Origin of the sequence: Caldicellulosiruptor diazotrophicus (assembly GCF_017347585.1) — a bacterium.
In the GTDB taxonomy this organism is placed as follows: domain Bacteria; phylum Bacillota; class Thermoanaerobacteria; order Caldicellulosiruptorales; family Caldicellulosiruptoraceae; genus Caldicellulosiruptor; species Caldicellulosiruptor diazotrophicus.
The window spans coordinates 1680137-1706697 of record NZ_AP024480.1; the positions used below are offsets into that span (position 1 = coordinate 1680137).

32 protein-coding genes and 1 riboswitch are annotated in these 26561 nt (G+C 34.6%); of the genes, 3 read left to right on the forward strand and 29 right to left on the reverse strand.

All coding sequences use genetic code 11. The annotated features are described in order from the left end of the window. Positions 1–22 precede the first annotated feature (22 nt). From CaldiYA01_RS08140 to CaldiYA01_RS08190, 11 genes are all read right to left on the reverse strand, one after another. Complete coding sequence (locus CaldiYA01_RS08140) at positions 23–787, reverse strand: DeoR/GlpR family DNA-binding transcription regulator (protein WP_015907385.1); 765 nt, start codon at positions 785–787, stop codon at positions 23–25. An 8-nt stretch (positions 788–795) separates the two neighbouring features. Further along, positions 796–2217 carry a rhamnulokinase gene (locus tag CaldiYA01_RS08145; protein WP_207178585.1) on the reverse strand — a complete coding sequence of 474 codons (1422 nt, stop codon included), beginning with the start codon at positions 2215–2217 and terminating at the stop codon, positions 796–798. A 50-nt stretch (positions 2218–2267) separates the two neighbouring features. Continuing rightward, a complete protein-coding gene (locus CaldiYA01_RS08150; RefSeq protein WP_207178587.1) occupies positions 2268–2825 on the reverse strand; it encodes a GNAT family N-acetyltransferase in 558 nt (185 codons plus the stop codon). A 6-nt stretch (positions 2826–2831) separates the two neighbouring features. After that, positions 2832–3308: a metallophosphoesterase gene (locus CaldiYA01_RS08155; protein WP_207178589.1), complete on the reverse strand. Its 477-nt coding sequence runs from the start codon at positions 3306–3308 to the stop codon at positions 2832–2834. Beyond that, a complete protein-coding gene (locus CaldiYA01_RS08160; RefSeq protein WP_207178591.1) occupies positions 3289–3900 on the reverse strand; it encodes an XTP/dITP diphosphatase in 612 nt (203 codons plus the stop codon). The genes CaldiYA01_RS08155 and CaldiYA01_RS08160 overlap by 20 nt, the downstream gene beginning before the upstream one ends. After that, positions 3869–4645 (reverse strand): ribonuclease PH, encoded by a 777-nt coding sequence (gene rph / locus CaldiYA01_RS08165; protein ID WP_207178593.1) that lies wholly within the window; start codon positions 4643–4645, stop codon positions 3869–3871. Before rph ends, CaldiYA01_RS08160 begins: the two co-directional genes overlap by 32 nt. 21 nt (positions 4646–4666) lie before the next feature. Further along, positions 4667–5650, reverse strand: coding sequence for a GerMN domain-containing protein (locus CaldiYA01_RS08170; RefSeq protein WP_207178595.1), 984 nt, complete (start codon positions 5648–5650; stop codon positions 4667–4669). A gap of 108 nt (positions 5651–5758) precedes the next feature. Next, a complete protein-coding gene (locus CaldiYA01_RS08175; protein WP_207178597.1) occupies positions 5759–6739 on the reverse strand; it encodes an MraY family glycosyltransferase in 981 nt (326 codons plus the stop codon). Further along, positions 6732–7244, reverse strand: coding sequence for a hypothetical protein (locus CaldiYA01_RS08180; protein WP_207178599.1), 513 nt, complete (start codon positions 7242–7244; stop codon positions 6732–6734). Before CaldiYA01_RS08180 ends, CaldiYA01_RS08175 begins: the two co-directional genes overlap by 8 nt. Continuing rightward, a complete protein-coding gene (locus CaldiYA01_RS08185; protein ID WP_207178601.1) occupies positions 7241–8023 on the reverse strand; it encodes a CheR family methyltransferase in 783 nt (260 codons plus the stop codon). The genes CaldiYA01_RS08180 and CaldiYA01_RS08185 overlap by 4 nt, the downstream gene beginning before the upstream one ends. Positions 8024–8047: 24 nt before the next feature. Next, entirely contained in the window at positions 8048–8434 is a 387-nt protein-coding gene (locus tag CaldiYA01_RS08190; RefSeq protein ID WP_207178603.1) for a GNAT family N-acetyltransferase, read from the reverse strand. Positions 8435–8554: 120 nt separating this feature from the next. Between CaldiYA01_RS08190 and CaldiYA01_RS08195 the strand changes: the two genes are divergently transcribed. Then, a complete protein-coding gene (locus CaldiYA01_RS08195) occupies positions 8555–9049 on the forward strand; it encodes a MogA/MoaB family molybdenum cofactor biosynthesis protein (protein WP_207178605.1) in 495 nt (164 codons plus the stop codon). Between the two features lie 9 nt (positions 9050–9058). Here the strand turns inward: CaldiYA01_RS08195 and CaldiYA01_RS08200 are convergent, their stop codons facing one another. The 11 genes from CaldiYA01_RS08200 to CaldiYA01_RS08250 form a co-directional block, all read right to left on the reverse strand. After that, positions 9059–9985, reverse strand: coding sequence for a cyclic pyranopterin monophosphate synthase MoaC/MOSC-domain-containing protein (locus CaldiYA01_RS08200; RefSeq protein ID WP_207178607.1), 927 nt, complete (start codon positions 9983–9985; stop codon positions 9059–9061). 7 nt (positions 9986–9992) lie between these two features. Next, positions 9993–10928 carry a GTP 3',8-cyclase MoaA gene (moaA, locus tag CaldiYA01_RS08205; protein WP_238480628.1) on the reverse strand — a complete coding sequence of 312 codons (936 nt, stop codon included), beginning with the start codon at positions 10926–10928 and terminating at the stop codon, positions 9993–9995. A gap of 5 nt (positions 10929–10933) precedes the next feature. Continuing rightward, complete coding sequence (locus CaldiYA01_RS08210) at positions 10934–12097, reverse strand: molybdopterin molybdotransferase MoeA (protein ID WP_207178617.1); 1164 nt, start codon at positions 12095–12097, stop codon at positions 10934–10936. Then, complete coding sequence (locus CaldiYA01_RS08215) at positions 12094–13308, reverse strand: molybdopterin molybdotransferase MoeA (protein WP_207178620.1); 1215 nt, start codon at positions 13306–13308, stop codon at positions 12094–12096. The genes CaldiYA01_RS08210 and CaldiYA01_RS08215 overlap by 4 nt, the downstream gene beginning before the upstream one ends. Continuing rightward, positions 13305–13892 (reverse strand): ATP-binding cassette domain-containing protein, encoded by a 588-nt coding sequence (locus tag CaldiYA01_RS08220; protein ID WP_207178623.1) that lies wholly within the window; start codon positions 13890–13892, stop codon positions 13305–13307. Before CaldiYA01_RS08220 ends, CaldiYA01_RS08215 begins: the two co-directional genes overlap by 4 nt. Beyond that, positions 13885–14517, reverse strand: coding sequence for an ABC transporter permease (locus tag CaldiYA01_RS08225; RefSeq protein WP_207178625.1), 633 nt, complete (start codon positions 14515–14517; stop codon positions 13885–13887). The genes CaldiYA01_RS08220 and CaldiYA01_RS08225 overlap by 8 nt, the downstream gene beginning before the upstream one ends. A gap of 19 nt (positions 14518–14536) precedes the next feature. Beyond that, the gene (locus CaldiYA01_RS08230; protein WP_207178627.1) at positions 14537–15352 is read right to left on the reverse strand and encodes a substrate-binding domain-containing protein; all 816 of its coding nucleotides are present in this window, start codon (positions 15350–15352) and stop codon (positions 14537–14539) included. A gap of 89 nt (positions 15353–15441) precedes the next feature. After that, positions 15442–15574: riboswitch (molybdenum cofactor riboswitch) on the reverse strand. Continuing rightward, on the reverse strand, positions 15568–16248 hold the full coding sequence (locus CaldiYA01_RS08235; RefSeq protein WP_207178629.1) for a HesA/MoeB/ThiF family protein: 681 nt from the start codon (positions 16246–16248) through the stop codon (positions 15568–15570). (Overlaps the previous riboswitch by 7 nt.) A 7-nt stretch (positions 16249–16255) precedes the next feature. Then, a complete protein-coding gene (locus CaldiYA01_RS08240; RefSeq protein WP_207178632.1) occupies positions 16256–16486 on the reverse strand; it encodes a MoaD/ThiS family protein in 231 nt (76 codons plus the stop codon). Beyond that, complete coding sequence (locus CaldiYA01_RS08245) at positions 16461–18221, reverse strand: aldehyde ferredoxin oxidoreductase N-terminal domain-containing protein (RefSeq protein ID WP_207178635.1); 1761 nt, start codon at positions 18219–18221, stop codon at positions 16461–16463. The genes CaldiYA01_RS08240 and CaldiYA01_RS08245 overlap by 26 nt, the downstream gene beginning before the upstream one ends. 1 nt (position 18222) lies before the next feature. Next, on the reverse strand, positions 18223–18633 hold the full coding sequence (locus CaldiYA01_RS08250) for a 4Fe-4S binding protein (RefSeq protein ID WP_207178641.1): 411 nt from the start codon (positions 18631–18633) through the stop codon (positions 18223–18225). 261 nt (positions 18634–18894) lie between these two features. Here CaldiYA01_RS08250 and CaldiYA01_RS08255 point away from each other — a divergent pair, with 261 nt between their 5' ends. Further along, complete coding sequence (locus CaldiYA01_RS08255; RefSeq protein WP_207178647.1) at positions 18895–19644, forward strand: fumarylacetoacetate hydrolase family protein; 750 nt, start codon at positions 18895–18897, stop codon at positions 19642–19644. Positions 19645–19684: 40 nt separating this feature from the next. Here the strand turns inward: CaldiYA01_RS08255 and CaldiYA01_RS08260 are convergent, their stop codons facing one another. The 3 genes from CaldiYA01_RS08260 to CaldiYA01_RS08270 form a co-directional block, all read right to left on the reverse strand. After that, positions 19685–20047: a hypothetical protein gene (locus CaldiYA01_RS08260; RefSeq protein WP_207178652.1), complete on the reverse strand. Its 363-nt coding sequence runs from the start codon at positions 20045–20047 to the stop codon at positions 19685–19687. Positions 20048–20133: 86 nt separating this feature from the next. Further along, entirely contained in the window at positions 20134–20706 is a 573-nt protein-coding gene (locus CaldiYA01_RS08265; RefSeq protein ID WP_207178661.1) for a BofC C-terminal domain-containing protein, read from the reverse strand. A gap of 74 nt (positions 20707–20780) precedes the next feature. After that, positions 20781–21512, reverse strand: coding sequence for a YebC/PmpR family DNA-binding transcriptional regulator (locus tag CaldiYA01_RS08270; protein ID WP_207178667.1), 732 nt, complete (start codon positions 21510–21512; stop codon positions 20781–20783). A gap of 134 nt (positions 21513–21646) precedes the next feature. Between CaldiYA01_RS08270 and CaldiYA01_RS08275 the strand changes: the two genes are divergently transcribed. After that, positions 21647–23134 carry an oligosaccharide flippase family protein gene (locus tag CaldiYA01_RS08275; RefSeq protein WP_207182800.1) on the forward strand — a complete coding sequence of 496 codons (1488 nt, stop codon included), beginning with the start codon at positions 21647–21649 and terminating at the stop codon, positions 23132–23134. Here the strand turns inward: CaldiYA01_RS08275 and CaldiYA01_RS08280 are convergent. The 4 genes from CaldiYA01_RS08280 to hflX all read right to left on the reverse strand — a co-directional run bounded on the left by CaldiYA01_RS08280 (position 23105) and on the right by hflX (position 26529). Next, entirely contained in the window at positions 23105–23716 is a 612-nt protein-coding gene (locus CaldiYA01_RS08280; protein ID WP_207178672.1) for a hypothetical protein, read from the reverse strand. The genes CaldiYA01_RS08275 and CaldiYA01_RS08280 overlap by 30 nt on opposite strands. Before the next feature lie 18 nt (positions 23717–23734). Beyond that, positions 23735–24355, reverse strand: coding sequence for a YigZ family protein (locus tag CaldiYA01_RS08285; RefSeq protein ID WP_207178678.1), 621 nt, complete (start codon positions 24353–24355; stop codon positions 23735–23737). 129 nt (positions 24356–24484) lie between these two features. Further along, entirely contained in the window at positions 24485–24907 is a 423-nt protein-coding gene (locus CaldiYA01_RS08290) for an NUDIX hydrolase (RefSeq protein ID WP_207178682.1), read from the reverse strand. A 92-nt stretch (positions 24908–24999) separates the two neighbouring features. Next, positions 25000–26529 carry a GTPase HflX gene (gene hflX / locus CaldiYA01_RS08295; RefSeq protein ID WP_207182804.1) on the reverse strand — a complete coding sequence of 510 codons (1530 nt, stop codon included), beginning with the start codon at positions 26527–26529 and terminating at the stop codon, positions 25000–25002. Positions 26530–26561 lie beyond the last annotated feature (32 nt).

A 26561-nucleotide genomic window follows, 5' to 3' on the forward strand; every position in this document is an offset into this window, starting at 1 on the left:
AGGGGCTAATTGGCCCCTTTTTTTAGCAATATACAATCTCAACATTTTTCTCTCTGATTGCATTTTCTTGACTTGGTGGTAGTATCTTGTCTGTGAATATAAAATCAACATCATCAAGCGTCGCAATGTTTACTAAAGCTGTCTTGTTCATCTTTGTATGGTCTGCTATCATGTAGACTTTATCCGCTATTTCAATCATAAGTTTTTTAACCTGAGCTTCAAGTTCGTTTGACTCAGTAAACCCTTTTTCAATATCAAAGCCTTTGCATGATATTATTGCTTTGTTTGCATTTAAAGAACGCAAAGTTTGTTCAGCTATTGGTCCAACAAGCGACAAAGATTTGTTTCTAAGTGTCCCACCAGTTGAAATAACCTTTATTGTGTCTTCAAAAACTTTTAGCTCATTGATTATCTGTTCTGAGTTTGTAATAACAGTTATTTTTTTCTTCGTTTTTAAAAGCTTTGCAACCTGAAGCGCAGACGTGCTCGAATCCATTACAAGAGTATCGCCATCTTCGATGTACTTTATCAAGCTCAATGCTATCTGTTTTTTACCTTCTATGTTAGTAACATTTCTAAACTCAAAAGGAATATCAACATTGTAATTTTCAACTAAAACTGCCCCGCCATATGTCCTTTTCAAAAGTCCTTCTTTTTCAAGCTTTTCGAGGTCACGCCTAATAGTTTCTTCTGTAACATTGAAAAGCTTTGCAAGTTCAGGTACAAGCACGCTTTTGTTTTCATTGAGCATTGCCATAATCTTTTGTCTTCGTTCAATTGCAAGCACTTTTCCTCTTACCTCCCTTTGTAGTATTCAAATTGGACACTCTTTTTTAAAAGATCTCTTCCTTCCTGCAGACTTCTAATCTCCCCCAAAGCTATAAGCTGCATAAGAATATTACCAAGCACTGTTGCCTCAACAGGTCCTGCTACAACATCTCTTTGCGTAAACTTTGCTGTAAGCTCACAAAGATACTTATCTCTAATACCTCCACCTACCATATTTATTGTGGAAATCTTGAATCCTGTTAAGTTCTCTATCTCTTCAACTGTTGCCTGGTACTTCTTAACAATTCCATTGTAAGCTGCTCTTGCAATGTCGCCAAGTGTTTCTGGTTCTTCCCCAAAATATATTTTGCAAAAGTTCTTTATCTCCGAAATGATATCAACAGGTGCTAAAAACCGTTCATTGTCAGGGTCAATTGCGTAATCAACATGTGATTTTTGCGCAAGTTCACTTATGAGATTATAATTTACTTCTTCAAACTTTTTGCTCCATGCACTTTTTAGTTGCTGGATAATCCAAAGACCTGTGATGTTTTTCAAAAACCTTATTTTGTTCTCAACCCCGCCTTCGTTCGTAAAGTTTTTCTCAAATGTTTTTTCATTTATCAAAGGTCTGTCAAGCTCGACACCCATCAACGACCATGTACCACAGCTAAGATAAACTGTTTGTTTTCCGTCAGAAAATGGTGCTGCTGCTACAGCTGAAGCTGTGTCGTGACTACCTACTGCTACAACAGGTATACTCTCTACTTCAAGTTCTTCTTGAACATCTTTTGAAAGCTTTCCTAAAATGTTTCCTGGATAAATTATATCATTAAATAAATCTTTTTCAAACCCAAGTTTTTCAATGATATCAAAACACCATGTTCTCTTGTGTGCATCTAAGAGCTGAGAAGTCGAAGCAATAGTGTATTCGTTTACCTTTTCACCTGTTAGAAAATAAGTAAAAAGATCTGGCATAAACAAAAGAGAAGAAGCATTTTTCATTATCTCAGTTCTTGTCTTGTAGTCTATGTAAAGCTGGAAAATGGTGTTGAAATTCATAAATTGAATACCAGTGGTGTTATACAGCTGATTGAGGGGTATAATGTTTCCTACTTCCTCAATAGCTGATTTTGTTCTCAGGTCACGATAATGATAGGGGTTTGAAATAAGATTTCCCTGTTTGTCTATCAAACCATAATCTACACCCCATGTGTCAACCCCTATGCTTGTTATACTTTCAAATTGCTTTTTTGCTTTGTAGATTCCAATCTTAAGATTGTTAAAAAGGTAAAGAAAATCCCAAAAAAGATTTTTACCAAGCCTCACAGGATTGTTTTCGAACCTGTGAACCTCACAAAGCTCCAAAACAGACCCATCGAACCTTCCAACAAAAATCCTGCCATTTGACGCACCAAAATCAGCACCGATGCAATTTATACTCTTCATTTTTGTCCCCCTTATTTTGTTTTAGTCATTTTATGTTTGTTTTTATTATATCATATTTGAGTTTTGTTTGCTATTTTTAAATAATCTTTTCTCGTTATTCCCATAATAATTACATCATGAAACTTTCCTTCAATAAGTCTTGCCTCTCTTAAAACTCCCTCAATCTTAAATCCGCACTTCTGATATGCCTTGATTGCCCTTACATTCTCATCAAAAGTATCAAGCTCAATCCTATTTATATCAAGTGTATCAAAAAGGTATCTCACAAACGCCTTAATTGCATCGGTGCCAAATCCTTTCCCCCAGTAACTCTTTTCTCCAATATGTATGCCAAGAACTACCACTTTGTTGACAGAATCATAATCTCTATAGGAAATAGAACCAATAGGCTTTTTAGATTCCTTCGTTTCTATGATAAATCTTCTAACAGAAGAGGAGGAGCGCCTGTAATACCATCTTCGAAACTCTCCTATTGTAACACTTGAAATATTTGTTTCTGCCCTTGCCCAGTAGGCAACTTCTGGATCATTTGCCCATTTTTGAAGATATTTTAAGTCTCCCCACCTAACCTCTCTTATATTCACAAGTTCACCTTGCGCTACTATCAATTTCTTTCACACCTTTTCCAAATATGCTACAACCCCGTAAGGAGTAACTTCTGCTATTGCAAACGTCTTTGAACCATCTCTTGAAAAAGCTAAACTTCCCGGATTCAAGAAAAGAATCCCGTCCGAATAAAACTCCTCCTGTTGATGAGTATGACCAAAAAAGCATGCATCTACTCTAAACGCTTTTGCATGGTTTACAATAAGGTCATATGTAGATTTCACAGAATACATATGACCATGCGTAATAAGTATTTTTTTGCTGCCAAGCTCAATTACTTGCTCAGACGGAAAATCCTTTGTAAAGTCATTGTTCCCCCTGACAATTTCAAACTTGAGATTGGGGAACCTATTCTGAAGATAAACAGCATCTTTTACTAAATCTCCAAGATGAATACACATCTGAACATTCTTTTCGTACTTTTTTATAATCCTCTCTGCATCATATACAATCCCGTGTGTATCACTAATCACAAGTACCTTCATTGTAAATCTCACCCAGGATCTTTTTTAGGTTTTCAAAAGCCTTTGATCTGTGAGATATTTGATTTTTTATTTGGCTATCAAGCTCAGCAAATGTTTTATCAAATCCATCAGGTATAAAAATAGGATCATATCCAAACCCATTTTTTCCTTTTGGTTCTAATGCAATTTTACCACGGCAAATCCCTTTAGTCTGATATATCCTACCTTGCTGGTCAATAAAAACAAGAACACATATGAACTGTGCACCTCTTTTGTCTTCTGGCACATCTTTTAACTCATCCAAAAGTTTTTTTATTCTATCCTCATCAGTCGCTTTCTCCCCTGCATACCTTGCAGACATCACACCCGGTTTTCCACCCAAAGCATCTACCTCAAGACCAGAATCATCAGCAAGTGTCGGCTGCCTGTAAAGGGTATAAATAGTTTTTGCCTTTTTTAGAGCATTGTCTTCAAATGTACTACCATCTTCTATGATGTTTATATTGATGTCAAAATCTTTCAGTGTAACCACGTCGTTAAAATAACCTCCAATGAGCTGCTTTATTTCTTTTGCTTTCCCCTCATTCTTGGTCGCAACGAGAAGTTTTCTCATCTTTCGGCACACTCCCAACAAGATTACAGTCTTTACCTAAAACTTCTTTCTGTATTTCTATTATCTTTTGTATGCCTTGCTTCCCAAGTTCTAAAAGTTTTTGAAACTGTTCCCACGAAAAAGGCGAGCCTTCGGCAGTTCCCTGTATCTCAATAAACTCACCTTTATCGTTCATGACAAGGTTCATATCAACTGCAGCTTTAGAGTCTTCTTCAAAGCAAAGGTCAAGCATCTCAACACCGTCACAAATTCCCACAGATACAGCTGCAATAAAGTCTGTTACAGGAAAGTTTGAAATTATTTTTTCATCGTAAAGTTTTTTACATGCATCAAACATAGCAATAAACCCACCAGTTATAGAAGCTGTACGTGTTCCACCATCTGCTTGGATAACATCGCAGTCTATGATTATTACTCTTTCTCCAAGTACTTTAAAATTTATACCAGCTCTCAGAGCCCTACCTATAAGTCTTTGAATTTCGTGACTTCTTCCACTGAGCCTTAGTTTATTTATATCTCTTACATTTCTCTGCTGGGTCGCACGCGGAAGCATTGAGTATTCAGCTGTTATCCATCCTTCCCCACTTCCCTTTTTAAACGGTGGTACCTTGTCGTCAATTGTTGCTGTAACAATCACCTTCGTGTTGCCCATTTCAATAAGACATGAACCTTCTGCATATTTGATAAAATTTCGTGTTATTTTTATTGGTCGAAGTTCATCGTAAGATCTCTGGTCTTGTCTCATTATCTTTTTGCTCCTTTCCTCTTACAGTCTTATTTTCAAACTGTTTAACTTAAACTGGTCCATATATATTTTTTCTCTCAAATCATACTGGTCAAGATAAGGTTCCTTCCCATCTATTGAAATCTTTAAATATTTGAGATTTTTGTCTAATTCTCTTGCAGTAAAACATATTGACGAAAGAACAATATCTACCTGGCTACTACCTTTTAGGATTAACAACTCTTTTGAAAGATCAATATACAAAGTATTTTCTTTTAACTTTACATTATTCAATTTTAACCCATTTAACTTAGAAAATCTATAGCTAAGACTATTAATTAAACTTTTTAGTGCAAAGGTCATGGGAATATTTTTGAATTTGTCTGGAATGTCTATCCACTTAGGGATAAGAAAAATCTCTGAACAAACTCTCTGAGGAACAAAAATTATAACCTGCCCTGTTTTTTTGCGTTCAAAGGCTTTGTTTGTATAGCTTTTCCCTTCATTGTAAAAGTATACTCTATCTACATTCTCAAACGATGTCAAGTAAAAAGTTATTGCCTTGATGTAAAAATCTAAATACTTTTGTTTGTAAAACTCGCTACTCAAGTCGATAGTTGCAGCGTTTTTTTCAATTTTCAAGAAGTTTATCTTCACACTATCAGGAAAAATACAAAAAAGCCCAAAACTTCTGAGGGTGCGCTGTCGAGAAACTGAAAAAATAGAAAGTTCAAGCCCTCTTTTTGCAACATCAAGTGTTTTGTTTGATAAAACTTCTGTCAACACTAAGTTGTGATTTTTATCGCAAAAAATAGTTTTAATACTTGCAAGATTCTCACTTTGTCCAGTTTGTTGAGAAAAATAAACATCACTTTCCACAACCTCAAATTTGATACCATCGTCTGTTTGAGTGCTCTTGTTAGCGTAAGTACTTTCCTGTGAGGTGGAAGATAGATTTTCCCAGCTGCAACCTGCCAAAAAGATTAAAAAAGAAAACATAACAAAAAAAATAATTCTTTTTCTCATTCTAAACCACCCTTTCAAAAAAGTTATGTTAATCTTTCATACTAAGAAGAATATTTAATCTTTGGGCGGCTTAGAACAAGAAAAAGAACTTAAAAAACTTTTAATATCTTATCTTCTGGCAAGAAGCATGATAATCAGGGATGTCAAAGAAAAACAAATACTAACAAGATATAAAAATAAGACCGTCTGTTTTTGGTTCAAGCCAGCTTCCAAAAGTCTAAAATGTACCTGGCTTCTATCAGCCTGATAAATAGGTTTCCCCTCTTTGATTCTCTTGAATATAACAAAAAGATTGTCAAAGATAGGAAGTCCCAACGTCAAAATGGGTACTATCAACGACACTACCGTTGCTACCTTAAACGTCCCTTCCACAGCAATTGTCCCAAGAACAAATCCTAAAAAAGTTGCACCACTGTCACCCATAAAAATTTTAGCAGGATGACGGTTGAATATCAAAAACGCAGACGACACACCTACTAAAGCTGCCGCCATATATGTTGAAACCCTTGCGGTTGATATTATGCTCAGGTTCATTAGCGCAACAAAAAACAGGGTTGTCCCGGAAATTGTGGTAATACCAGCTGCAAGTCCGTCTATCCCATCAATAAAGTTTATAACAGTTGTTACTCCAAAAAGCCAAATAACTGTTGCTATATACTGGAACCAAACAGGAAAGCTTATGAATTTATGAGTAAAGGGATTTGTGATCCCTTCAATCTGTATTCCCATAAAGAATACTATTGAACATGCTAAAATCTGAACAATGAATTTTGGTAAAGCACTCAGTTCTTTCCCTTGTGATTTATACCAGTCATCTAAAAGACCTATTGCTAAAATCAAGCATGAAGCAATAAAAAATCCTAAAAATTCTTTGCTAAAACCTCTTATCAAAAACTGGGATATAAAAAAAGCTAAAAAGAGAGCTATGCCACCTGTAACAGGTATTGGTGTTGAATGAATTTTTCGCGGGTTTGGTCTGTCTACAAAACCCAGTTCAATAGATTTTTTCTGCACATATGGTGTTATGATGGTTACAAGGACAAACGCTACTAAAAATGAAAGCGCATCTTTTATCATAAGTTCAGCCATGGTTAGTCCCTCCAAAGATTTTGAGGCTCTTTAGTTTTTGCAAAATCAGCGTAAGAAGATAATCATATAGAATAAATATAACCTCTGAAGAAACAATTGTCAGAGCTAATCCAAATTTGAAATGAGGAAGTTCTTTTATAATTAGTTTGAACATAAAATATAAAATAATTAATGCAAGGTTGTAATACAAAAATTTCAAAAAAAATTCTAAATAAACAGGAAAACCTCTTTCACATAAAGCTTTTATTAAAGGATATAGACCAAAAATTAAAATATAAACCACTGCTACAAACTTGTTAGGAACTAAAAAAAACCCTATTAAAGAACTTGCAATATATACAACAAATCCCTCTTTAATCCCAAAAATCCAAACCATGATCATGATACTTATAGAACAAAGTATATAAAATATGCTATTCGCCCGCGGTAAGGTTGAAGCAAATATCAAAAAGATTATTGTAAGTGCCACCATCATACCTGCATATGTAATTTTCCTTGCATTCAAATATTCATCACCTTTTCATAAAAGAAAGTTTTTATAGGTTTTAACCCATATTTTTGAGGCATTATTATCTGTTCAGTTGATCCTACAAACAAAATACCATTCATGACAAGTGACTTGTTAAAATTTCTGTAGACCATATCTTTTGCTTCCTCTGTAAAATATATTAAAACATTACGGCATACGATTAGGTCAATATCCTTTGGATATGGATCTTTCAAAAGGTCATGGTGTTTGAATTCAACACACCTTTTTATTTCATCACTTATGTAATATAATTCTCCATTTTCTCTAAAAAACCTCTTTACAAATTCCTGAGGCAGTCCTTCTAAACTCTTTTTTATATATACTCCTTCTTTGGCTTTTCTTATAGCATCATCATCAATATCGGTTGCTAAAATCTTTATTTCACTCAAAGAGAAAAATCTTGTTAAAAGCATCACAATTGAATATGGCTCTTCACCTGTAGAACATGCGGCAGACCATATCTTTGGTCTCTTTGTTCTCTTTAATATATACGGCATGATTTCTTTTTCGAGTATCTCCCATTGTTGAGGGTTTCTGTAAAACTCAGATACATTGATTGTTAAATAGTTTATAAACTCGTTGAAAAGTTTCTGGTCCTTAGTCAATGCATTGTAATAATCTGCAAAAGTTTCAAACCCATTTTTTTTCATAAGAGACTCAATTCTTCTTTTCATTTGTTTTTCTTTATAATACGAAAGATTTATCCCTACATACTCCCAGATTTTTTTCTTGAACCATTCATAATCAAGCTGCATTTCTTACCCTCTTTCTACAAAATTTTATTGCTGACATCTGAAATTTGCATAAAACGCCTGAACATCTAATACAAGATATTCACCATCTTCTACAAATCCAACTCTTTGGAAAAAACCATCATTGAGACCTTTTTTTACTTTAATAAAACCTATTGAATTTCTATAACAAAAATTAATCTGCATTTTTAAAAGTCCGTCTCCCAATCCCATGTTTCTAAACTCTTCTTTCACAAAAATAGTAATGATTTCACCTACACCATTTTCAACCTTAATCTGAGAAACCCCTAATATATTGTTGCTATCTAACACAACATGTGAAATTGCGCCTTCATCAAAAGGCACATTGTTGATATAACAAAAATTTCTGATTTTTTCTCGGTTCTCCAGTAGTACTTCTTTAATTTCAATCATTAAATTTCCCTCTTTCAATACAAGAAAATATCTTATATAATTATAACAAATTCCTGTTGACTTTGAAATGCCAACTAAAAAATATTTAAGCAGAAGCCTTGCAGGAAGGAGATGAAACAAATGGATTTTACATTCGCAGTAATCACATGCTCTGACAAAGCTTCAATAGGAGAAAGAGAGGATTTGAGCGCAAAAGTGATAATCAATATACTGTCATCACAAGGTTTTATAAATGTATTTTATAAGATTGTACCAGATGAGAAGGAAATGATAAAAGAAGCCATAATTCAAGCACAAAAAAGCGGAGCACACCTAATACTGACAACTGGTGGAACAGGATTTTATACAAGAGATGTGACACCTGAGGCAACACTTGAAATTGTAGAAAAACAAACACCAGGTATTTCAGAGCTTATAAGATATGAAACGGGAAAGATAAACAAGAAAAGCTACCTTTCCCGTGCTGTGTCAGGAATATACAAAAACAGTTTAATAATAAATCTTCCAGGTTCACCTAAGGCAGTAAAAGAGTGTCTTGAGGCAGTTTTACCAATTTTAAATCATGGTCTTAATATTCTCTTAGAAAATGAAAGAGAATGTGGAAGTGGAACTTGAGCCGATTTTTTACTCATTTAAGATCTCAATAATATCTCCCGCTTTAATTTTGCCACCTTTTAATACTTTTGCAAACAGACCTTCTTTGGGCATAATACAAACTCCAACCAATCTTGCAATTTCGCAGCCGCTACCGTGGCACTTTTTCCCTATCTGGCTTATCTCAAGCAAGACATTATTCCCTATTTTCAGTTTTGTTCCAAGCGAAATTTTCTGCAGATCCAAGTTTTCTGTTGTAATGTTCTCTGCAAACTTGCCAAAACAAAGGCCTTTGAGCCCGTACTGTTCCATCTTCTTTATGCTGGATATATCAAGAAGACTCACCTGACGATGAGAAGTCCCGGCGTGTGCATCACCTTCAATCCCATAGTTTTCAATCAAAATAGCTTCATTAACTGGTTCTTTTGATGTTCCTTTTTGTTTGCTGATATTGATTGACACAACCTTTGCAGTTTTATTTTCATTTTCAAAAATATAATGTCCAGATTTTCCCCCAGATTTTTCTATAAGCCTGACATCAGTAATTACCATATCTTTTTTTACTGCTTTGCACATGTCATATACTGTCTCTAAAAAAATAACCACTGCTGTGATTGCTTCCATCTCAGCACCTGTTTTTGCCTCAGTTTTTATTTCTGATACCGCTTCAATGTACCCTTCTTCCCTGTCTATTCTATACGAAACGTCAACAAAAGACAAAAATATGTTGTGGCAAAGAGGTATGAGCTCAAATGTCTTTTTGGCAGCATTTATCGCTGCAACCTTAGCAGTTGCAAACACATCCCCTTTCGGTAAAAGCCCATTTTCAATTGCTTCAATAACATCCTTTCCTACAAAGATCTTCCCGCTTGCTCTTGCAACCCTAAAACTTGGTTCTTTTGACGTAACATCTACCATCTTGGGAAGGCCATCTTTATCAAAATGTGTAAATTCCATATTTACACTACCCTCCTATTCTGAACATCGGCATATCCGATTTTAGGCTTCTTATCAGCTTTTTCTTTTTGACAAAATCTTCTATCTTTTTGAGCAGGAGTTCTTCAGCATCCAGATAATCTCTTAATTTCAAGCCATTCGTATCAAAAAGACAGTTGTAAAGCACGCCAGTTGATGAGACTCTGACTTTATTGCATGTTTTGCAAAAATGGTCTGATACAGAACTTATAAATCCTACCGTGTAGTCAAAATCTTCAACATAGTAATATTTAGCAGTGGAAACTTTATCTGTAGCCACTTCTTTTATTCCTTTGAACCTTTTGATAACCTCATCTTTGCTTACAAATTCATCTTCAAAGATTTGGTTGGCAATACCAATTGGCATAAGTTCAATAAAGCGAATAATAATATTACTCTTTTTTGCATAGGAAATCAAATCTTCTATCTCATCAAGGTTAACAGAGCGAATAAGCACAGTGTTTATTTTCACTCTCTTGTATTCTTTTAACTCATCTATCGCTCTCAAAACCTTATCTAAACCATCAATTCCAGTCACATACCTAAATTTTTCTCTTTCTAATGTATCAAGAGAAATATTTATTGACTTTAGCGGACTTTTAATAACCTTTTTAATCTTTTCGGTATCTAACCAACCATTTGTTGTTATATTTATGTTTTTTATACCAATACTGTGTGCAAAGTCAATTATCTCAAAAATATCATTTCTCAAAAAAGGCTCTCCACCAGTAATCCGAAGCTTTTGTATTCCAAGCTTTTTAAATGCAGAGATTATCATAAATATTTCTTCTTTTGAAAGCTGGTCTATCGTATTATAAATCAAATCCTTTTTTCGGCAATACATGCAATAAAAGTTACATTTATCTGTCACAGAAAGCCTCAAATAGTCTATTTTTCTTGAAAAACCATCAAACATTTTCATCACCTTTTTCAAATCATCTTGACCTTTACCAAACTTCCCTCTTCCACCACATCCACATTTATTGGCACAACTATATACCCATCTGCCCGTATCAAGCTTGAAATCACGCTTGATCCTCTTTTTAAAACTCTTGCATGGTTTTTGCCATCCTTGTTTTCAAGTTTTACTCTTATATACTCTTCAGATCCAATATCCGATCCAACTCTTCTCTCCAAAGTTGCCGAAACGGTTCTTTCTTTCGGATTCAACAAATATGTGTCAAAAAAAGCCTTTAAAAAAATCTCTTTGAGAACAAAAAACATAGAAACAGGAAAACCAGGAAGCCCCATTACAAGTTTCCCATTTACCTCACCTATGACTGTTGGTTTGCCAGGCTTTATAGCTATACCGTGGACAATTACCTTGCCAAGACTTTGGATAGCTTCAGATGTTAAATCTTTGTCACCTTTAGATGACCCAGCATTTACAAACACAATATCAAATTCATCTAAAAGTTTTTTCAAAGTTTCTTTTAAAACATTTAAATTGTTGGCTACTGGTTTGAAAATGCTAATTTCAAAACCGTACTGATAAAGAAGTTCACTAAAAATCACCGAATTGAACTCAACAAGTTGCCCACTTTTTTCAATTATATCCATAAGCTCATCCCCTGTTGGAAGAAAAGCAACCTTTGGCATTTTGTAAACTTTGACATTAAGCCATCCACCAGCTTTTAAATATACCTTATCAAAAAATGTCAAAAACTCACCTTTCTTTATTATCATCTCACCTTCTTTTATATCCTCGCCTTTTGAACGAATGTTTTGGCGCGGATAGTAACTTTGAAAAATTTTTATTTTTTCACCTTCAACTTGGACATCTTCAAAAGGAATAACTGCATTGAAATTATCTATACTCTCGCCTGTTTGAACAACCTTGAAACATCCAATGTATTTTGGATTTGTGTCATAAGCTTCAAATGTCTCTTCAGCCATCACAGCATATCCATCCATTGCAGCAACATCTGTAGGTGGGGATGTGTGAATAGCTTTGTAATCCTCTGCAATAAATCTATTTCTTGCATCATACAATGAAATTTCTTCTTCATTAAGTATCAGATATTTTCTTAAAATTTCCTGGATACAAGATCTTGCATGCTGGGGAAGCACAGCTGAAAAATGATAATCTTTCATATCAATATCACCTCAACAATATCTCCCGCCCTGATACCAGTTTTTGTTGCATCAACCCTTATATATCCACTTGCATTATTCAAAAGATTTATCGAACCTGATTTTCCATAAAGAGGCTCAGCTAAAATCTCATCACCAAAATGAAGCTTTACAAACATAAACTCAGTTCTGCCGGATGAAGTTGCGATGCTTGTCTTCATCTTTGCAAATACTTTTCTGGAAGTATCCTGCTGATGTAATATTATGTCCATAAGTTTTTTTACAAAAAAGTTGAATATAAAAAGGCAAGACACAGGATGGCCAGGAAGTCCGAAAACTGCCTTTGTTCCAACCTTAGCTACTATTGTTGGTTTGCCCGGTTTTATTGAAACACCGTCAACAAGCACCTTAGAATCTTTTAGGCTCTCAATAGCCTTTAAAGTGTTGTCGTATGTACCGACTGAACTTCCACCTGAAATAAGAACAATGTCATTTTCCTGCAAAGCTTTATAGAGGATATCTTTTAAAGCTTCAAAATCATCTTTTACAATTCCGTACATTTTTGGCAGAGCGTATTCTCTGTAGCAAGATGTAAACAAGGTGAATGAGTTAACATCATAAATCTTTGCACTATCAAGCTTTTCGTCCGGTGAAATTATCTCATCCCCGGTTGAGATAATACCCACCCTTATTTTTTTAAAAACTTCTATTTCCTTTCTTCCAATTGCTGCCAGTACACCAATTTGAACAGGTTCAAGTTTTTGATATTTCTTTATAACAACGTTTCCTTTTTTTATATCTTCACCTTTTTTAATTATATTCTCGCTAGGTCTTACAGGCTTGAAAACATAAAGCTTCCCGTCTTCTTCAATGGTATTCTCAAGCATTACAATACTATTTGCATTTTGTGGTACATATCCTCCTGTGAAGATTCTTGCAGCCTGTCTTTTTTGTATTTGAAAGTCTGGTACCTCTCCTGTTTTTACCTCGCCTATTATCTCAAACATTGCCGGGGCTTCATCATTTGCTTCAAACGTCTCTTCACATCTTAGTGCATATCCATCAACAGTAGATTTGTCAAAGTGAGGAACATCTATATCTGCTATAATATCTTGAGCCGCAATCCTAAAAACCGCATCTTGAATATATATTTTTTCTGATTCAAGGTTAAAATCATAAAATTCGTTTTTAAGTATTTCAAACACTTCAAAATATGTTTTTAATACCTTCATATGTTAATCTCCCCTTCTTTGGCAATCTGACCATTTTCAAAACGTATCACAGTACCCCTCAAAGATATACCTTGATTATGTGTTACAATTATTATACACCTTTTTTGTGCTTCATCTTCTATAAGTCTGTACACAAACTCTTTTACATCTTTGTCGAGAAAGGAATCGGGCTCATCCAAGAAAAGCACATCAGAAGGTATATAAAACGCTCTCAAAAAACCTACTAGTTGTTTTTGCCCAGATGAGAGCTGATTTATGTTGACTTTAAGAGGAACACCAAACATCTTTAAAACCCCCTGGGTATACTTTAGCCTCTCATGCGAAAGAGCAAGTCCAAGATTATATTCAACCGTTCCTCTAAAAAAATATGGCTGCTGTGGAAGCATAATGTTTTTTTTAAAAAGATTATTTATTGTACCTGAATACTCTTTGTCTTTCCCAAAAAGCATTTTTAAAAAAGTAGTTTTTCCACAACCGTTTGGTCCTCTAATAACATATAGTCCTTTTTTCTCAAACGTAAGATTTTTGCACTCAAACAATGTCACCTGTCCAAAGTTCTTTTTTACATTTTTTATCTCAATCAATAATATCACCCTGTAATATTTGTAAAATTGTGTTAAAAATAAATGAGATGGTAAGAAGTATCGAGCCCAGCAAAAGAGCGTTTGAAAACTCACCCTTGGTAATTTCAAAAATTATGGCTGTTGTTAAAATCCGTGTGCTTCCTTCTATGTTACCTCCAACAATCAAAACTCCACCAACCTCAGAAATTGATCTTGATAGACCCAAAACAATAGCATACATTATTTCTTTTGAATATTCCTTCATAATGGCTATATATTTTTTGCGTCCTTTCACGTTCAAATAATCCAAGTTTTCAATAACCCTATCTAAATTTTTAAGTCCAGACACGGTATACAGTGTGACTATAGGAACAATGAGTATTACCTGGGCAATAACCATTGCCCATCTTGTAAAAAGTATGTTCAAGAAACCAAGAGGCCCTTTTCTGGAAAGAAGTATGTATACCAGCAGTCCTGCAAGCACAGGTGGTAGCCCAGATAGGGTATAAACTATTCTTATTACCATCTTTCTGTATTTAAATCTTTTGATTTTAAGAAAATATCCTGCAGGAACACCTATCAAAACTGCCAAGAATGTCGAAGGAATACAAACAACCAAAGTTGAAATAACTACATTTGCCAGCATCTTGCTACCTCTTGAGCACTTATTTTACAACTCTGTAGATTTCTTTTTTGAAGAATTTTATGTTAAAAGAAGTTACAAGATCTTTAAATTCCTTGCTTTTCAAGTAGGTAGCAAATTTGTAAAGCTGCGCTTTTTTAGGTGAGTAAGCAAAGTAATAAATATTTGTAAGTACTTGATCCTTTGGATTTTGGTAAACTACATCCAAGTTATCTAATGTATCTTTCATTCTATAAAATGTTGCTTCATCAGTGAGAATAAAAGCTCCCTTTTCATTTGCAAGATTTAGACTCATCCCCATACCTTGCCCTGACTTTATATATCCTCCAAAATTTTGCTGGACATTTGCTAACTTCCATATCTCAAGTTCTCTAATATAAGTTGCTGAGTTGTCTGCACGTGACACAAATTTAAAGTTATTTTTTCTTATCAAGGCAAAAGCTTCTTGGACACTTTTAACCTTTTTAAATAAATCCTTTTTATCCTTGGGTCCAACAAGTATAAAATAGTTCAAAACAAATGCCGTATAACCGTTTATCAGTTTTTCTTTTTTAAGCTCATCCAGAAATGATTTTTCATGTATTATTATTCCATCAACATCGCCATTTCTGAAAATCTTTACAGCTTGACCACTTCCCACTGAAATAAAATCGAACTTTATATTGTTTTCCTTTTCAAATATTGGTGTAACAAAATTTAAAAAACCACTATCGTATATACTAGTAGTCGTAGCTATTTTATAAGTTTTAGAATAAGAAAATGAAATAAAATTAAAAGTAGCAATCCAAATTAAAAAAAGTAATGCTGCTAAATTTCTAAAATACTTTTCTTTTTTCATTTATATCCCTCCGCATTTATATTTCAAAAACAAAAAGGATACTCCCCCGCTTTGAAACCTGAAGCAAAAGAGTATCCTTCTAAAAACCAAGTTTTAGAAGAATCTTTCCTTTCCAAAGCGGGAGGCGCAGCGGTTTCCCAAATCTGCACCCTATCGGCCACAGCACCATGAAGAGGAAACACCCTCTTTTTAGGCTACTGTGGCTCGGAAAGATTCTAAAATTCAAAAATTCTGTATTCATTTGTCAAGAGATTTACAACCATACACTTTCCAATTAAGTTCTCACCTTGAGCTGATATCAGTTTACAAAACTCAGAAAGCTCTAACGCTGCCGTCAACATTGGAGCAAAAATGGGATTGCCAAGGTCTTTTTCAGCACCTTCAACATTTGTCTCTCCTATAAGCTTTTCAATTCCTGGTGTGTCTTTTGTGATGACGGCAATCTGAGCATACCAGCCAGCACATCCGCCGTGAATTAATGTTTTCCCCATCTTTTGTACAAACTTAGAAAGGCTTTTTCTTATTTCCACATTATCAGTTGCATCAAATATATAATTTGCTTCCATCAAAAATATATCAAGGTTTTCTAAATAAGCCTTTTCCTTTATTGGCTCAAAATAAACTGCAGGATTTATCTCTTTTACTCTTTTCTCTGCTTCAAATACTTTATACTTTCCAAGGTTGTTTACATTTGAAATTATCTGCCTATTCAAATTTGTTTCATCAAAAGAGTCCATGTCAACTGCTATAATTTTTTTCACTCCAAGCCGCGCAAGCCCTTCTATTAAAAAACCACCTATTCCGCCCACCCCAACAACTGCAACTGTTGTTGAAAGAATCTTTCTTTGTCCTTCTTCTGTTATAGCATTCAAGTTTTTTAAATACCTTTTTTGCATACTCAAATTAGCCTCCAGTTGCATATGGAGTTATATACACACTATCATTTTCTGACAACACATAATCAAAGTCAACTCTTTTTTGATTGACAATCACAAATCCTACTTTGTCTTTTGGAATGTTTAAGTTTTTAAGAAGCTCTTCCACGTTTGTGTTCGGTCCAATTTCAACCTCCATTTTCCCTACTTCACTTCCATATCTCCTAAAAAAATCATTTACCTCTACTCCAATTTTCATATTCCTTTTCCACCCTCTCAATATACATCTTCAAAAGTCTGTTTAGTCTCTCTTCGTCCATCTTGCCCCACAAAGTTGGCGTTTCAAAAATTCTCTTTGGGAATTTGTAGTTTTCAAGCGAATATCCCAGTTCCTTTTTGATTTTAAGTTTTGTAAAGAAGACGTCATTGGCAAGTCTTATCAAATCTTGGTCAGTCCAATTAATACCAATCGAATTTAAGGCTTTTAAGATTGTAGGTCTGTCATATACTTTTCTTGCAAACAAGCATATGCAAAGGGAGGTCAAGATTGCTCTTTCCTTTTCCTCATTTATTACATAATCTATTATTTCCTCATCTTTGATTTCTTTTGCACTCTGGTCATAAGAGTAACCTGCATTATCCAAATGAGAATGCCTTGCCCCAACTGTTTGACCAAGCGCAAATGCATAGCCTGTATGATATCCTGCCATTTCATTTCCACCATACAAAAGAGCAAATTCTTCTCCTCCGTATTTTTTCACAGCCTCTTTCAAACCGTTGCCTATTGTGTAATAAAACTCGTTTACTCTATCTGCGATATTATCAATTGCTTTAATATACTCCATGGTGTTGCCAAACTCAAGGTCCGCAAGGGTATCTTCCCTTGATATAAGCCCTTTTTTGAGCGCTTCTGTTGCCCATGCCAGTACAACACCAGTTGAAATGGCATCAAGTCCTACAAGCTCAACTTCTTCTATAATCTGCAAAACTTCATCTGTTGTCTTTACTCCCAATAGGCTTCCAAGTGCATATATAAGTTCATGGTCATATGAAACAGAAATAGATTCATACTCATATCCCTTGTCAAACTCGCGTCTGAACTGTCCTATATGGATACATCCAATAGGACAACCAACACACGAAACTTTTCTGACAAGGTTTTTCTCAGCAAATGTCTCACCTGAGATATCATCTGCATGTTCAAACGTAGATTGAAGTAAATTTTTTGTTGGAAGAGAACTTATGCTATTTAGAACTTTGATGTTCATAGGCGTCCCAAGCTCGTGGTATTTAGCCATTGCATCTGTCTGTGTAACTTTTTTGTATATTTCTTGATAGGTCTTAAAATACTCTTTAAGATTAGCAATTGGTAAGTTTTCTTCTCCCATTATCATTATTGCTTTCAAATTCTTACTTCCAAGGACTGCACCAATTCCAAGTCTTCCAAAATGTCTGTAAGTATCAACATTGACACAAGAGTATGTTACAAGGTTTTCTCCTGCCCTGCCAATTCTGATTATACTTCTTTTCCCTGGACCTGGCTCTCTTTCTCTTATCACTCTTCCTGTTTCTTCTATGTCAAGTCCCCACATAGCTCTTGCATCTTTAAATTCAATATTTTTATCTGTAATGACAAGGTATGTTGGCTTCTTAGCCCTTCCTGTTATGACTATGGCATCATATCCTGCATTTCTTATAGCCATTGCAAGTCTTCCACCTGCGTGACTCTCACCATACTCACCTGTGTGAGGTGAAATAAAAGTTGCTACAGCTTTTGTTACCACAGGAAATATGGTTGAAAGAGGTCCGATTGAAATGATTAACGGCTGGCTTTCATGCAATGGGTCAACACCTTTTTTCATATTTTCCTCTAAAAGTTTTACTGCAATACCTGCCCCACCAAGGTATTTGTAAAGGTCCTTCCTTTCTTGAATGTCTGCCTTTTTGTTTGTAAGGTCTATATAAAGCACTCTTATAAACTCTGTCCCTATCATCTTATTCGCTCACCTCTTCCATAGAAAGACAATTGTGTGGACACATCCTCACACATGCCCCACAGTGTTTACAAACAATCGGGATTTTTCTGTCATAGTCCATGTGAATTGCCCCAACTATGCACGCGCTAACACATTTTTCACATGCAATGCATTTTTCTTCAATTAGCTTAACACCGCCACCGGGCCTTTTTACAAGTGCATTTGTGGGACAAGCCTCTGCACACGCTGGTTCCTTGCACGCAACACAAATTGTTGCCGCAAACTTGCTCTGAAGTCCCCCTCTTGTCTTCACCTTTATAGAACTTTTTGCAAGGTTGTGGTTGTTATGGTTTACTGCTGCGCATGTAAGCATACATGTAAAGCATCCAAGACACTTGTTCATGTTGTCAGCTCGAAGAACCTTTGGCAACCAAATCACCACCTGTAAAATCATATTTAAAACTTTCCAAAATTATTATCCTACAAAATACTATTTAAATTAATACCCAAAATATAAGATTTTTAATCATCCAAAGCCCAAATTTCGTTTAAAATTTAACAATCTTATTATATCACCAAAAATGAAAGTTTACAAGAGGCCACTTGCAATTTATTATTTGTGTTTTTGGAGAGGATATTATATAATTTTGACCAAGTTATATTTTATATTATTGAGAGGTGCTCAAGAAATATGAAACTGGGAAGATTTTTTTATGCAAACAAAACATTTTTCGGGTTTATTGATGGCAGCTCAGTGAAGGTTTTAAAAAGTCTTGACCCACTTAAAATAAGCAAAGAATCTTTTACTTTAGATGAGTTAAAGATTTTGCCTCCTGTCAAGCCTTCAAAGATTGTATGTGTGGGACTTAACTACAAAGATCATGCAAAAGAACTCGGACTTGAACTTCCAAAAAATCCAGTGCTTTTCCTAAAACCTCCGACATGTGTGATCGGTCACAACGACAGTATAATTTATCCGCAGCACATGAGTAGCCATGTGGATTATGAAGGAGAACTTGCAGTGGTCATAAAAAAAGAGTGTCGCAATGTAAAACCTCAAGAGGCAAATGAGTACATACTTGGTTATACATGTGCAAATGATGTAACTGCAAGGGATTTACAACCCAAAAACGGTCAGTGGACTGTAGCAAAATCTTTTGATACTTTTTTGCCACTTGGTCCTATTATAACTGACGAAATCGACCCGAACAACAGCCCAATCAAAACTTATATTAATGGTACAATTGTTCAAAATTCAAATACAAGCAATTTTATCTTTACTGTGCAGGAACTTGTAAGTTATATAAGCTCTATTATGACTTTAAAACCTTTTGATGTGATAATAACAGGAACACCCTCTGGCATTGGAAGTATAAAAAAGGGAGATGTGGTTGAAGTTGAAATTGATGGGATTGGAAAACTCACAAATTATGTAAAATAAAGGCTGGCAGTTTAAATTGTGCCAGCCTTTCAAGGCTTTTTTATACAGCATTATGAACAAAAGCAACTATCTTTCTGCATGGAATGTCAACTATTGAACCAAGTCCGCAAAATCTTCTGTGTGGTGGACAGCATCTTACTCTTCGATGATGTTCACCAAACTCTTCTCTTGAGTCATAGCCTCTGTACCAGAATGGATCATCTGGTGGTGTTCCTATTGTAACAATGAGTCTTACAAATCTTGGTGTAACCAATGCTAAAACTCCTGTAAATCCCTGACCACTTTCTCCTCCGCTCTCTGTAAAAACTGTAACAGTTTCACCCAGGTATCTTTTCATGTGTTCACAAATGTCATGGTAATGATGCTCATGACCTTCATACCTCAAATCCAATTCTTCTGACATACATTCCTACCTCCCATAATTCATATTATGTTTTCTTTCATTAACATAATATGAATTATGGGTAAACTATGTTACATATAATTTTTTTAACTCCCAAAATCCTCAATTATCTTAATTGCATCTTCAAACGAGTTAACCACAATTCCTTTTTTTAAATCATTGACCTCTTGTTCTGGTAAGCTTTCAATGCTAATTGGAGTAATGAGCTTCAGAGTATCACCGTCTACCGGTTGTGAATAAAATATAGCTACCCTTCCGTCTTTTATAGAAATTATAAAATGATTTGGGCAAAAACCGTCAAATACACGGCTTATTACCACATACTTAGAGCTGAACGCATCTATTTCCCATCCGGCAAACATATTTTTAAAGTCCTGCTTTGACATCCCTACATACTCTTTTGGTACTAATTTCTTCTCTTCGATGACATGTCCACATCCTTTAAAATATTTTCTTACAACAAACAAAGTATTATCAGCTATCCTGGCTTCTTTATCTTTGTTTATAAAGGCAATCTGTGTAACATTCTTACCTTTTATGTCCTTTTCAGATTTTACTTTTCCTCTTTCTAATGTTATAGTAAACCCCACTGCAAATGACACTATAAACAAGAAAATAATAATAGCAGTGAGCGTGGCAGTTTTAAAATACAGTCTCATCTTCTTCTGCCCCCATGAGTACTCAAACTTTTTTTACTATTATTCCCTGCCAAACCCACTGCTATACATAAAAATTACTCTTCATCTTCTTCCCAGTTATGATATACCTCTTTTACATCATCGTTGTCTTCAAGCATGTCAATAAGTTTTCTCATCTTCTGGGCATCCTCATTTGAAAGTTTTACAGTTGTCTGGGGAATCATCTCTATTTGCGCTCTTATAAATGTAAAACCTTCTTTTTCCAGACCTTCCCTGACCTTCGAAAAATCTTCAGGTGATGTAATTATCTCATATATATCCTCTCCTGAGGAAAAATCCTCAGCACCATACTCTAACGCCTTTTCCATCACAAAATCCTCATCTGGAAAGCTTTCTTTTTCAATAACTATGACACCTTTTCTGCTGAACATCCATGAAACGCAACCTGTTTGACCAAGATTACCACCGTTTTTGTCAAAAATGTGTCTAAGCTCTCCGGCCGTCCTGTTTCTGTTGTTTGTCATTGCCTCAACAATAACTGCAACCCCGCCAGGACCATAACCCTCGTACGTAATATCTTCGTACCCTGTTGTATCAATCTCACCAGCTGCTCTCTTTATAAACCCCATTATTTTATCCATGGGCATGTTGCTTGCCTTAGCCTTTGCAATAACATCCCTGAGTTTTGGATTTGTTTCAGGGTCAGGTCCGTACATCTTTGCCACAACCATAAGTTCTCTACCAAGTTTTGTAAAAAGTCTTCCTTTCTGTGCATCTGTTTTTTCTTTTTTATGCCTTATATTTGCCCATTTTGAATGTCCAGACATAACTTTTCCCCCTACCTTTTAAGCTGCTATTTTGCTCAATATGGAATTATAAATTAGATTTAGAGCTAATGTCAAATAAAATTGATACATAAGATTTAATAATGAACAAAATATTAATTCGTTATGAAAGAAAAATGAATAAGAAGATTCTAAACCAAATTGTAATACTTACACTTTGTAATGTTTTAACATACAGTCTTTTTTTCTTTTATAGAGTGTTCATATCACGCAGGATTGGTTCTGTTGGTATGGGACTTTATACATTTGGAATGACACTTTATTACTTGTTTTACAGCATATCAAGCGGTGGGATTTTGACAGCAATTTCAAAATATATTGCTGAAAATTGCTATACAGTCGGGCTAAAAGAAAAAGTTGTCTTTGTGTTAAGTAAGATACTTTTTTTGTGGAGTATCATGATTGCTATACTATTTTGGATATTAAATCCATTTTTTTGCGACTTTGTGTTTACAACGCCACAACTTAAACATTTGGTATACCCTCTTATTGCATGTGTCGTGGTTGTCACTCAGTCAGCCATTTTAAAAGGCTTTTTTTACGGAATTCAAAACCCTACTCCACCTGCCTTAGCAGAGGTTTTTGAAAATATCGTCAGACTTTCTATTACATGTCCTATTTTTTTAACAGTATCAACATCATCTTCGCTTGACACAAAACTTCTTCTATCTTTCTTAGGAATTCTTATTGGAGAAATTTCAAGCCTGAGTTTTCTTTGGATATCATATAAATTTAAATACAAAAATCCACAGATTTTAATTAATTTATCTGACATCGCCGAAATTTCTTCAAATGTATTCAAAGTATCCATTCCTCTTGCTACAGCCAGTGTAGTTGGAATGATTTTTCAATCGTTTGAAAACATGATAATTCCTAAAACGTTTGAAATCATTGGCAATACAAAAAGCCAAGCAATTTCTATTTATGGAATAATTAATGGAATGAGCTTCCCAGCGGCAACTCTACCTCTTGTGATAATAAATTCTTTATCTATAATAATAGTTCCTACCATCTCTGAAACAAAGATTAATACAAAAGCACTAAACTCTCGAATAAATTCTTTTCTCTTGCTTACCATTGCTATTTCATTACCAGTAACATGTATATTTTTGCTTTTTCCCACACAGATTTGCAATTTACTATATAAAAACTCTCAAGCAGGAGTATATCTTAAACACATTGCACCTGCAATTGTATTTTATTATCTTTCTGTTGTACTTTCAAGTTTACTTAACGCACTTGATAAAGCCAATTTTAATTTTATCTTAAATACAGTACTAACAGCAGCAAGATTGATAGCCTATATCCCAACAATATTACTTTTTAAAAGTGAAATCTCTTATATTTGGATTTCAAATATATTCGCGCTTATTTCATGCATTATAATGATTGAAAAGATATCAAACCTTGAGTTTGAATTTATTATTGAAAAACGAATAATCTTTCTCATATTTCAATTTGCAGTTGTATGCCTACTTATATTCACCATACTTATTTTCCTGAACATAACCTCAATGCAAGTTTTTATTATTCTATTCCTATCGGGATACTCTTTACTTAGTTACTTTATCTTTTTATATCAAAAAAGGCGTAAGGAAAAATGAAGGAAAATATATATAAAACAAACCAAAAAAGAGTACAATTATACATACTATTACCAAAGCCTTCGGCTTTGGTATTCCAAAACCTTTTGAAAGTGCTTCATAAACAGATATTAAGAAAAACATCTCTGAGAGTTTAAAAACTGCATAACCAATTGGTAAAAACCATAAAACAATACCCATCAAAAATGTATATGACGGAAGAAGATACGATACTGTTAATGTGGTTATAACTTGTGAAACATTAGCTCTTTTTGCTGTAGCAACGGAAGCTGCTAAAAAGACTATAGCTACCAGAATAAAAAGCTTAAAAACTTGGTTTGAAAAAAGTGTAATGATTAGCCTTGCCAGTCTTAAATTTTCTAAATCAGACTTTATTCTATCTGTGAAAAATACAAGACCTGCTTCCCCTGGCATTATTTCATATCCCTTTCTTATCTGAATATAAACATATATTGTAAAAAGTGTAATATATATCAAGAAAACTACTATTCCTGCTACAAAATTATTAAGAAGTGAAATGTTCTGCACAAAATAAAGAGGATTTATAAAAAGTTGTTTATATACATTGTCTTTCTTGTACACTTCACACACATCCTTTTCTTAAATTACTCTCAAAACTGTTCCTTTCCTATCAGCCAAGAAGTTACCGGAAGTAATATCTGAAACCTTCTTTATAAACTCATCTACCTCTTCTTTTTTGATTGCTAAAAACAAGTCTACAATTTGAGAATATTCAATTTTTTCTATTATTGCATTATATCTTGAAATAAGCCATCTAATCTTATCAAAGTCAGAATATTCTATGCTCAGCAAAATCTCTTCACACTCATGATACTCCAAAATACCTGCTTTCTCAAGTCCGAGAGTGGCTGCTTGTGTATATGCCCTAACAAGTCCTGAGGCACCCAGCAAAATTCCACCAAAATAGCGGGTTACTATTATAAGAACATTTGAAACATTGCTCTTTCTTATTACCTCCATGACAGGGAGTCCTGCTGTTCCCTGTGGTTCACCGTCATCTGAATATTTTTGTACAGGATATTCAATACCGTACGTATATGCATACACGTTGTGTGTTGCATCATAAAACTCTTTCCTGACTTGCTCAAGGAAGATATTAACCTCACGTTGATTTTCTACCTTGAAAACTGATGCAATAAATTTTGATTTTTTTTCAATAAATTCTACTCGGACATTTTGAGCAACCGTTTTAAATCCCATTTTTCGTTTTAAGCCCCTTTGCCGTGATTAATCAAATAACTATTTCTACATCAAAAAGGGCTGTCATTTTATGTTAAAATCTATGACAGCCCATCAAATTTTTTCACCATATATATTATAAATTGTGATTTAAATATTCACAAGTTGTTTGTACTGTTCATACGCACAAGATGCTAAAGCCTTGTCTTGGCTGTAAGTAATCTTCTGGATAGCTTCTTCAATGTCAAAATATCCAGCATCAAAAACATTCTCTTCCTTGTTTTCTTTCAAAAATTCTGGAGATCTTGCTTCCATGATATACCATATAATCTTATTACAAACTGGTCTCTGACGTGTAACAGAATAGAACTCATAACTTGTTTGACCTGCCGTTGAGAGAATTGAAGCATCAATCCCAACTTCTTCTTTCACTCTTCTTACTGCAACTTCGGGCGCAATCTCACCGTTTCGAATAACACCTTTTGGAAACACCCATTCGCCCTTTTCGTTTTTCATGATAAAGATTTTTCCCTGGTAGAACACAACTCCACCAGCACAATTACGGATTAGCAATGCGGACAACCCCTTTCTTTTATTTTAATGAAAATTTCCCCCTACTTTAATAATACCCTCTTTATTCATCATATTCAACAAATTTCATATAATTATATCCTCTCAACAATCATATCAAGTAAAGTGCTAATTCCTCTGCCCTCTTGAGCAGAAATAAAAACATGTGGAAGATTATCAAACACATCTACATTTGAAAGGTCTACTTTATCTATCTTATTATAAACCCTTATAACAGGGATATTTTCTGCTCCAAGCTGTTTTAGCAAATCCTCAGAAACTTTTATGTGGTCATAAAAATATGGGTCGGATATATCTACTACGTTCAATATAAGGCTTGAATACTTGACTTCTTCTAATGTTGAGGAAAATGCCTCAATAAGATGATGTGGCAAATTTCTTATAAATCCAACAGTATCAGTGAGCAAAAATTCTTTTCCCTTGTGATATACTCTTCTTGTTGTAGTATCAAGTGTCGCAAATAGTTTATCTTCTACTAAAACATTTGCTTTTGAGAGTTTGTTCATGAGAGTAGACTTACCCGCATTTGTGTAACCAATGATTGATACCACCGGCATCTGATTTTCTATTCTGCTTTTTCTTTGTACTTCTCTGTTTTTTTTCACCTTTTCAAGTTCTTTTTTTATTTCTTCGATCCTACGCTGGATATGTCTCCTGTCAATTTCAAGTTTGGTCTCACCTGGTCCCCTTGTTCCTATTCCACCACCAAGTCTTGAAAGTAGCACTCCTGTTCCACGCAGGCGCGGAAGCAGTGTCAAAAGCTGTGCAAGTTCTACCTGAAGTTTTCCTTCTTTTGTCCTTGCACGTTTTGCAAATATGTCAAGTATAACATCAGTTCTATCTATTACTTTTCTCAAAAGCAGCTCTTCCAAGTTTTTTATCTGAGCAGGTGAAAGCTCTCTATTGAATATAACAACGTCAATGTCTTTTTGCTGACAGATTGAAAGTATCTCTTCAGCTTTACCTCTTCCTATAAAATATGCAGGGTCTATGCTCCTTCTTACTTGTACTATCGTGTCAACAACTTTAACTCCTGCTGTATTGCACAGACTCTCAAGCTCTTCTAAAAGATGCCTGTCAAGATCAGATAAACTTTTTGGCCACACATCAACTAGTAAAGCCCTTTCTTCTTTTTCTGCCATAACCTCATGAGTTTTTTCTCTTTCCTTCTGTTTTTCATCCAGTTCTGTGATCTTAGATGATATATCAAGACTGTAAAAATATTCTATTCTGTACGGTCCGATCGTTTCCACCTCTTTAAGAAACCTTCCCCAAAAAGCTAATGTAGCTTCTTCAGTTTTGAGAGAGACTGTCATAACATAGTCATATTTTTTCAATATAAGTGTAGAAAGTTCAAACATTGATGGATGCGATAAAGAAGATAATTTTGTAAAGATTAACGCTGCCTTTTTAGGGAAAGAATCCTGGTTTTCCAATTCGTCAAATTCCTTTTTTTCTATTAGGACTTCTTCAATTCTTCCTTTTCTGTTCAATACAATTGCTACTTCCTTATTGAGATTTAATGAAAACTCCTTCAAAGAGTTGTAAATAAACTCATCAATCATATATTCTTCTGTCTGATGGGACTTTAGTTTTTGAATCACACTGTAATAATACTCTCTTATTCTTGGCATAG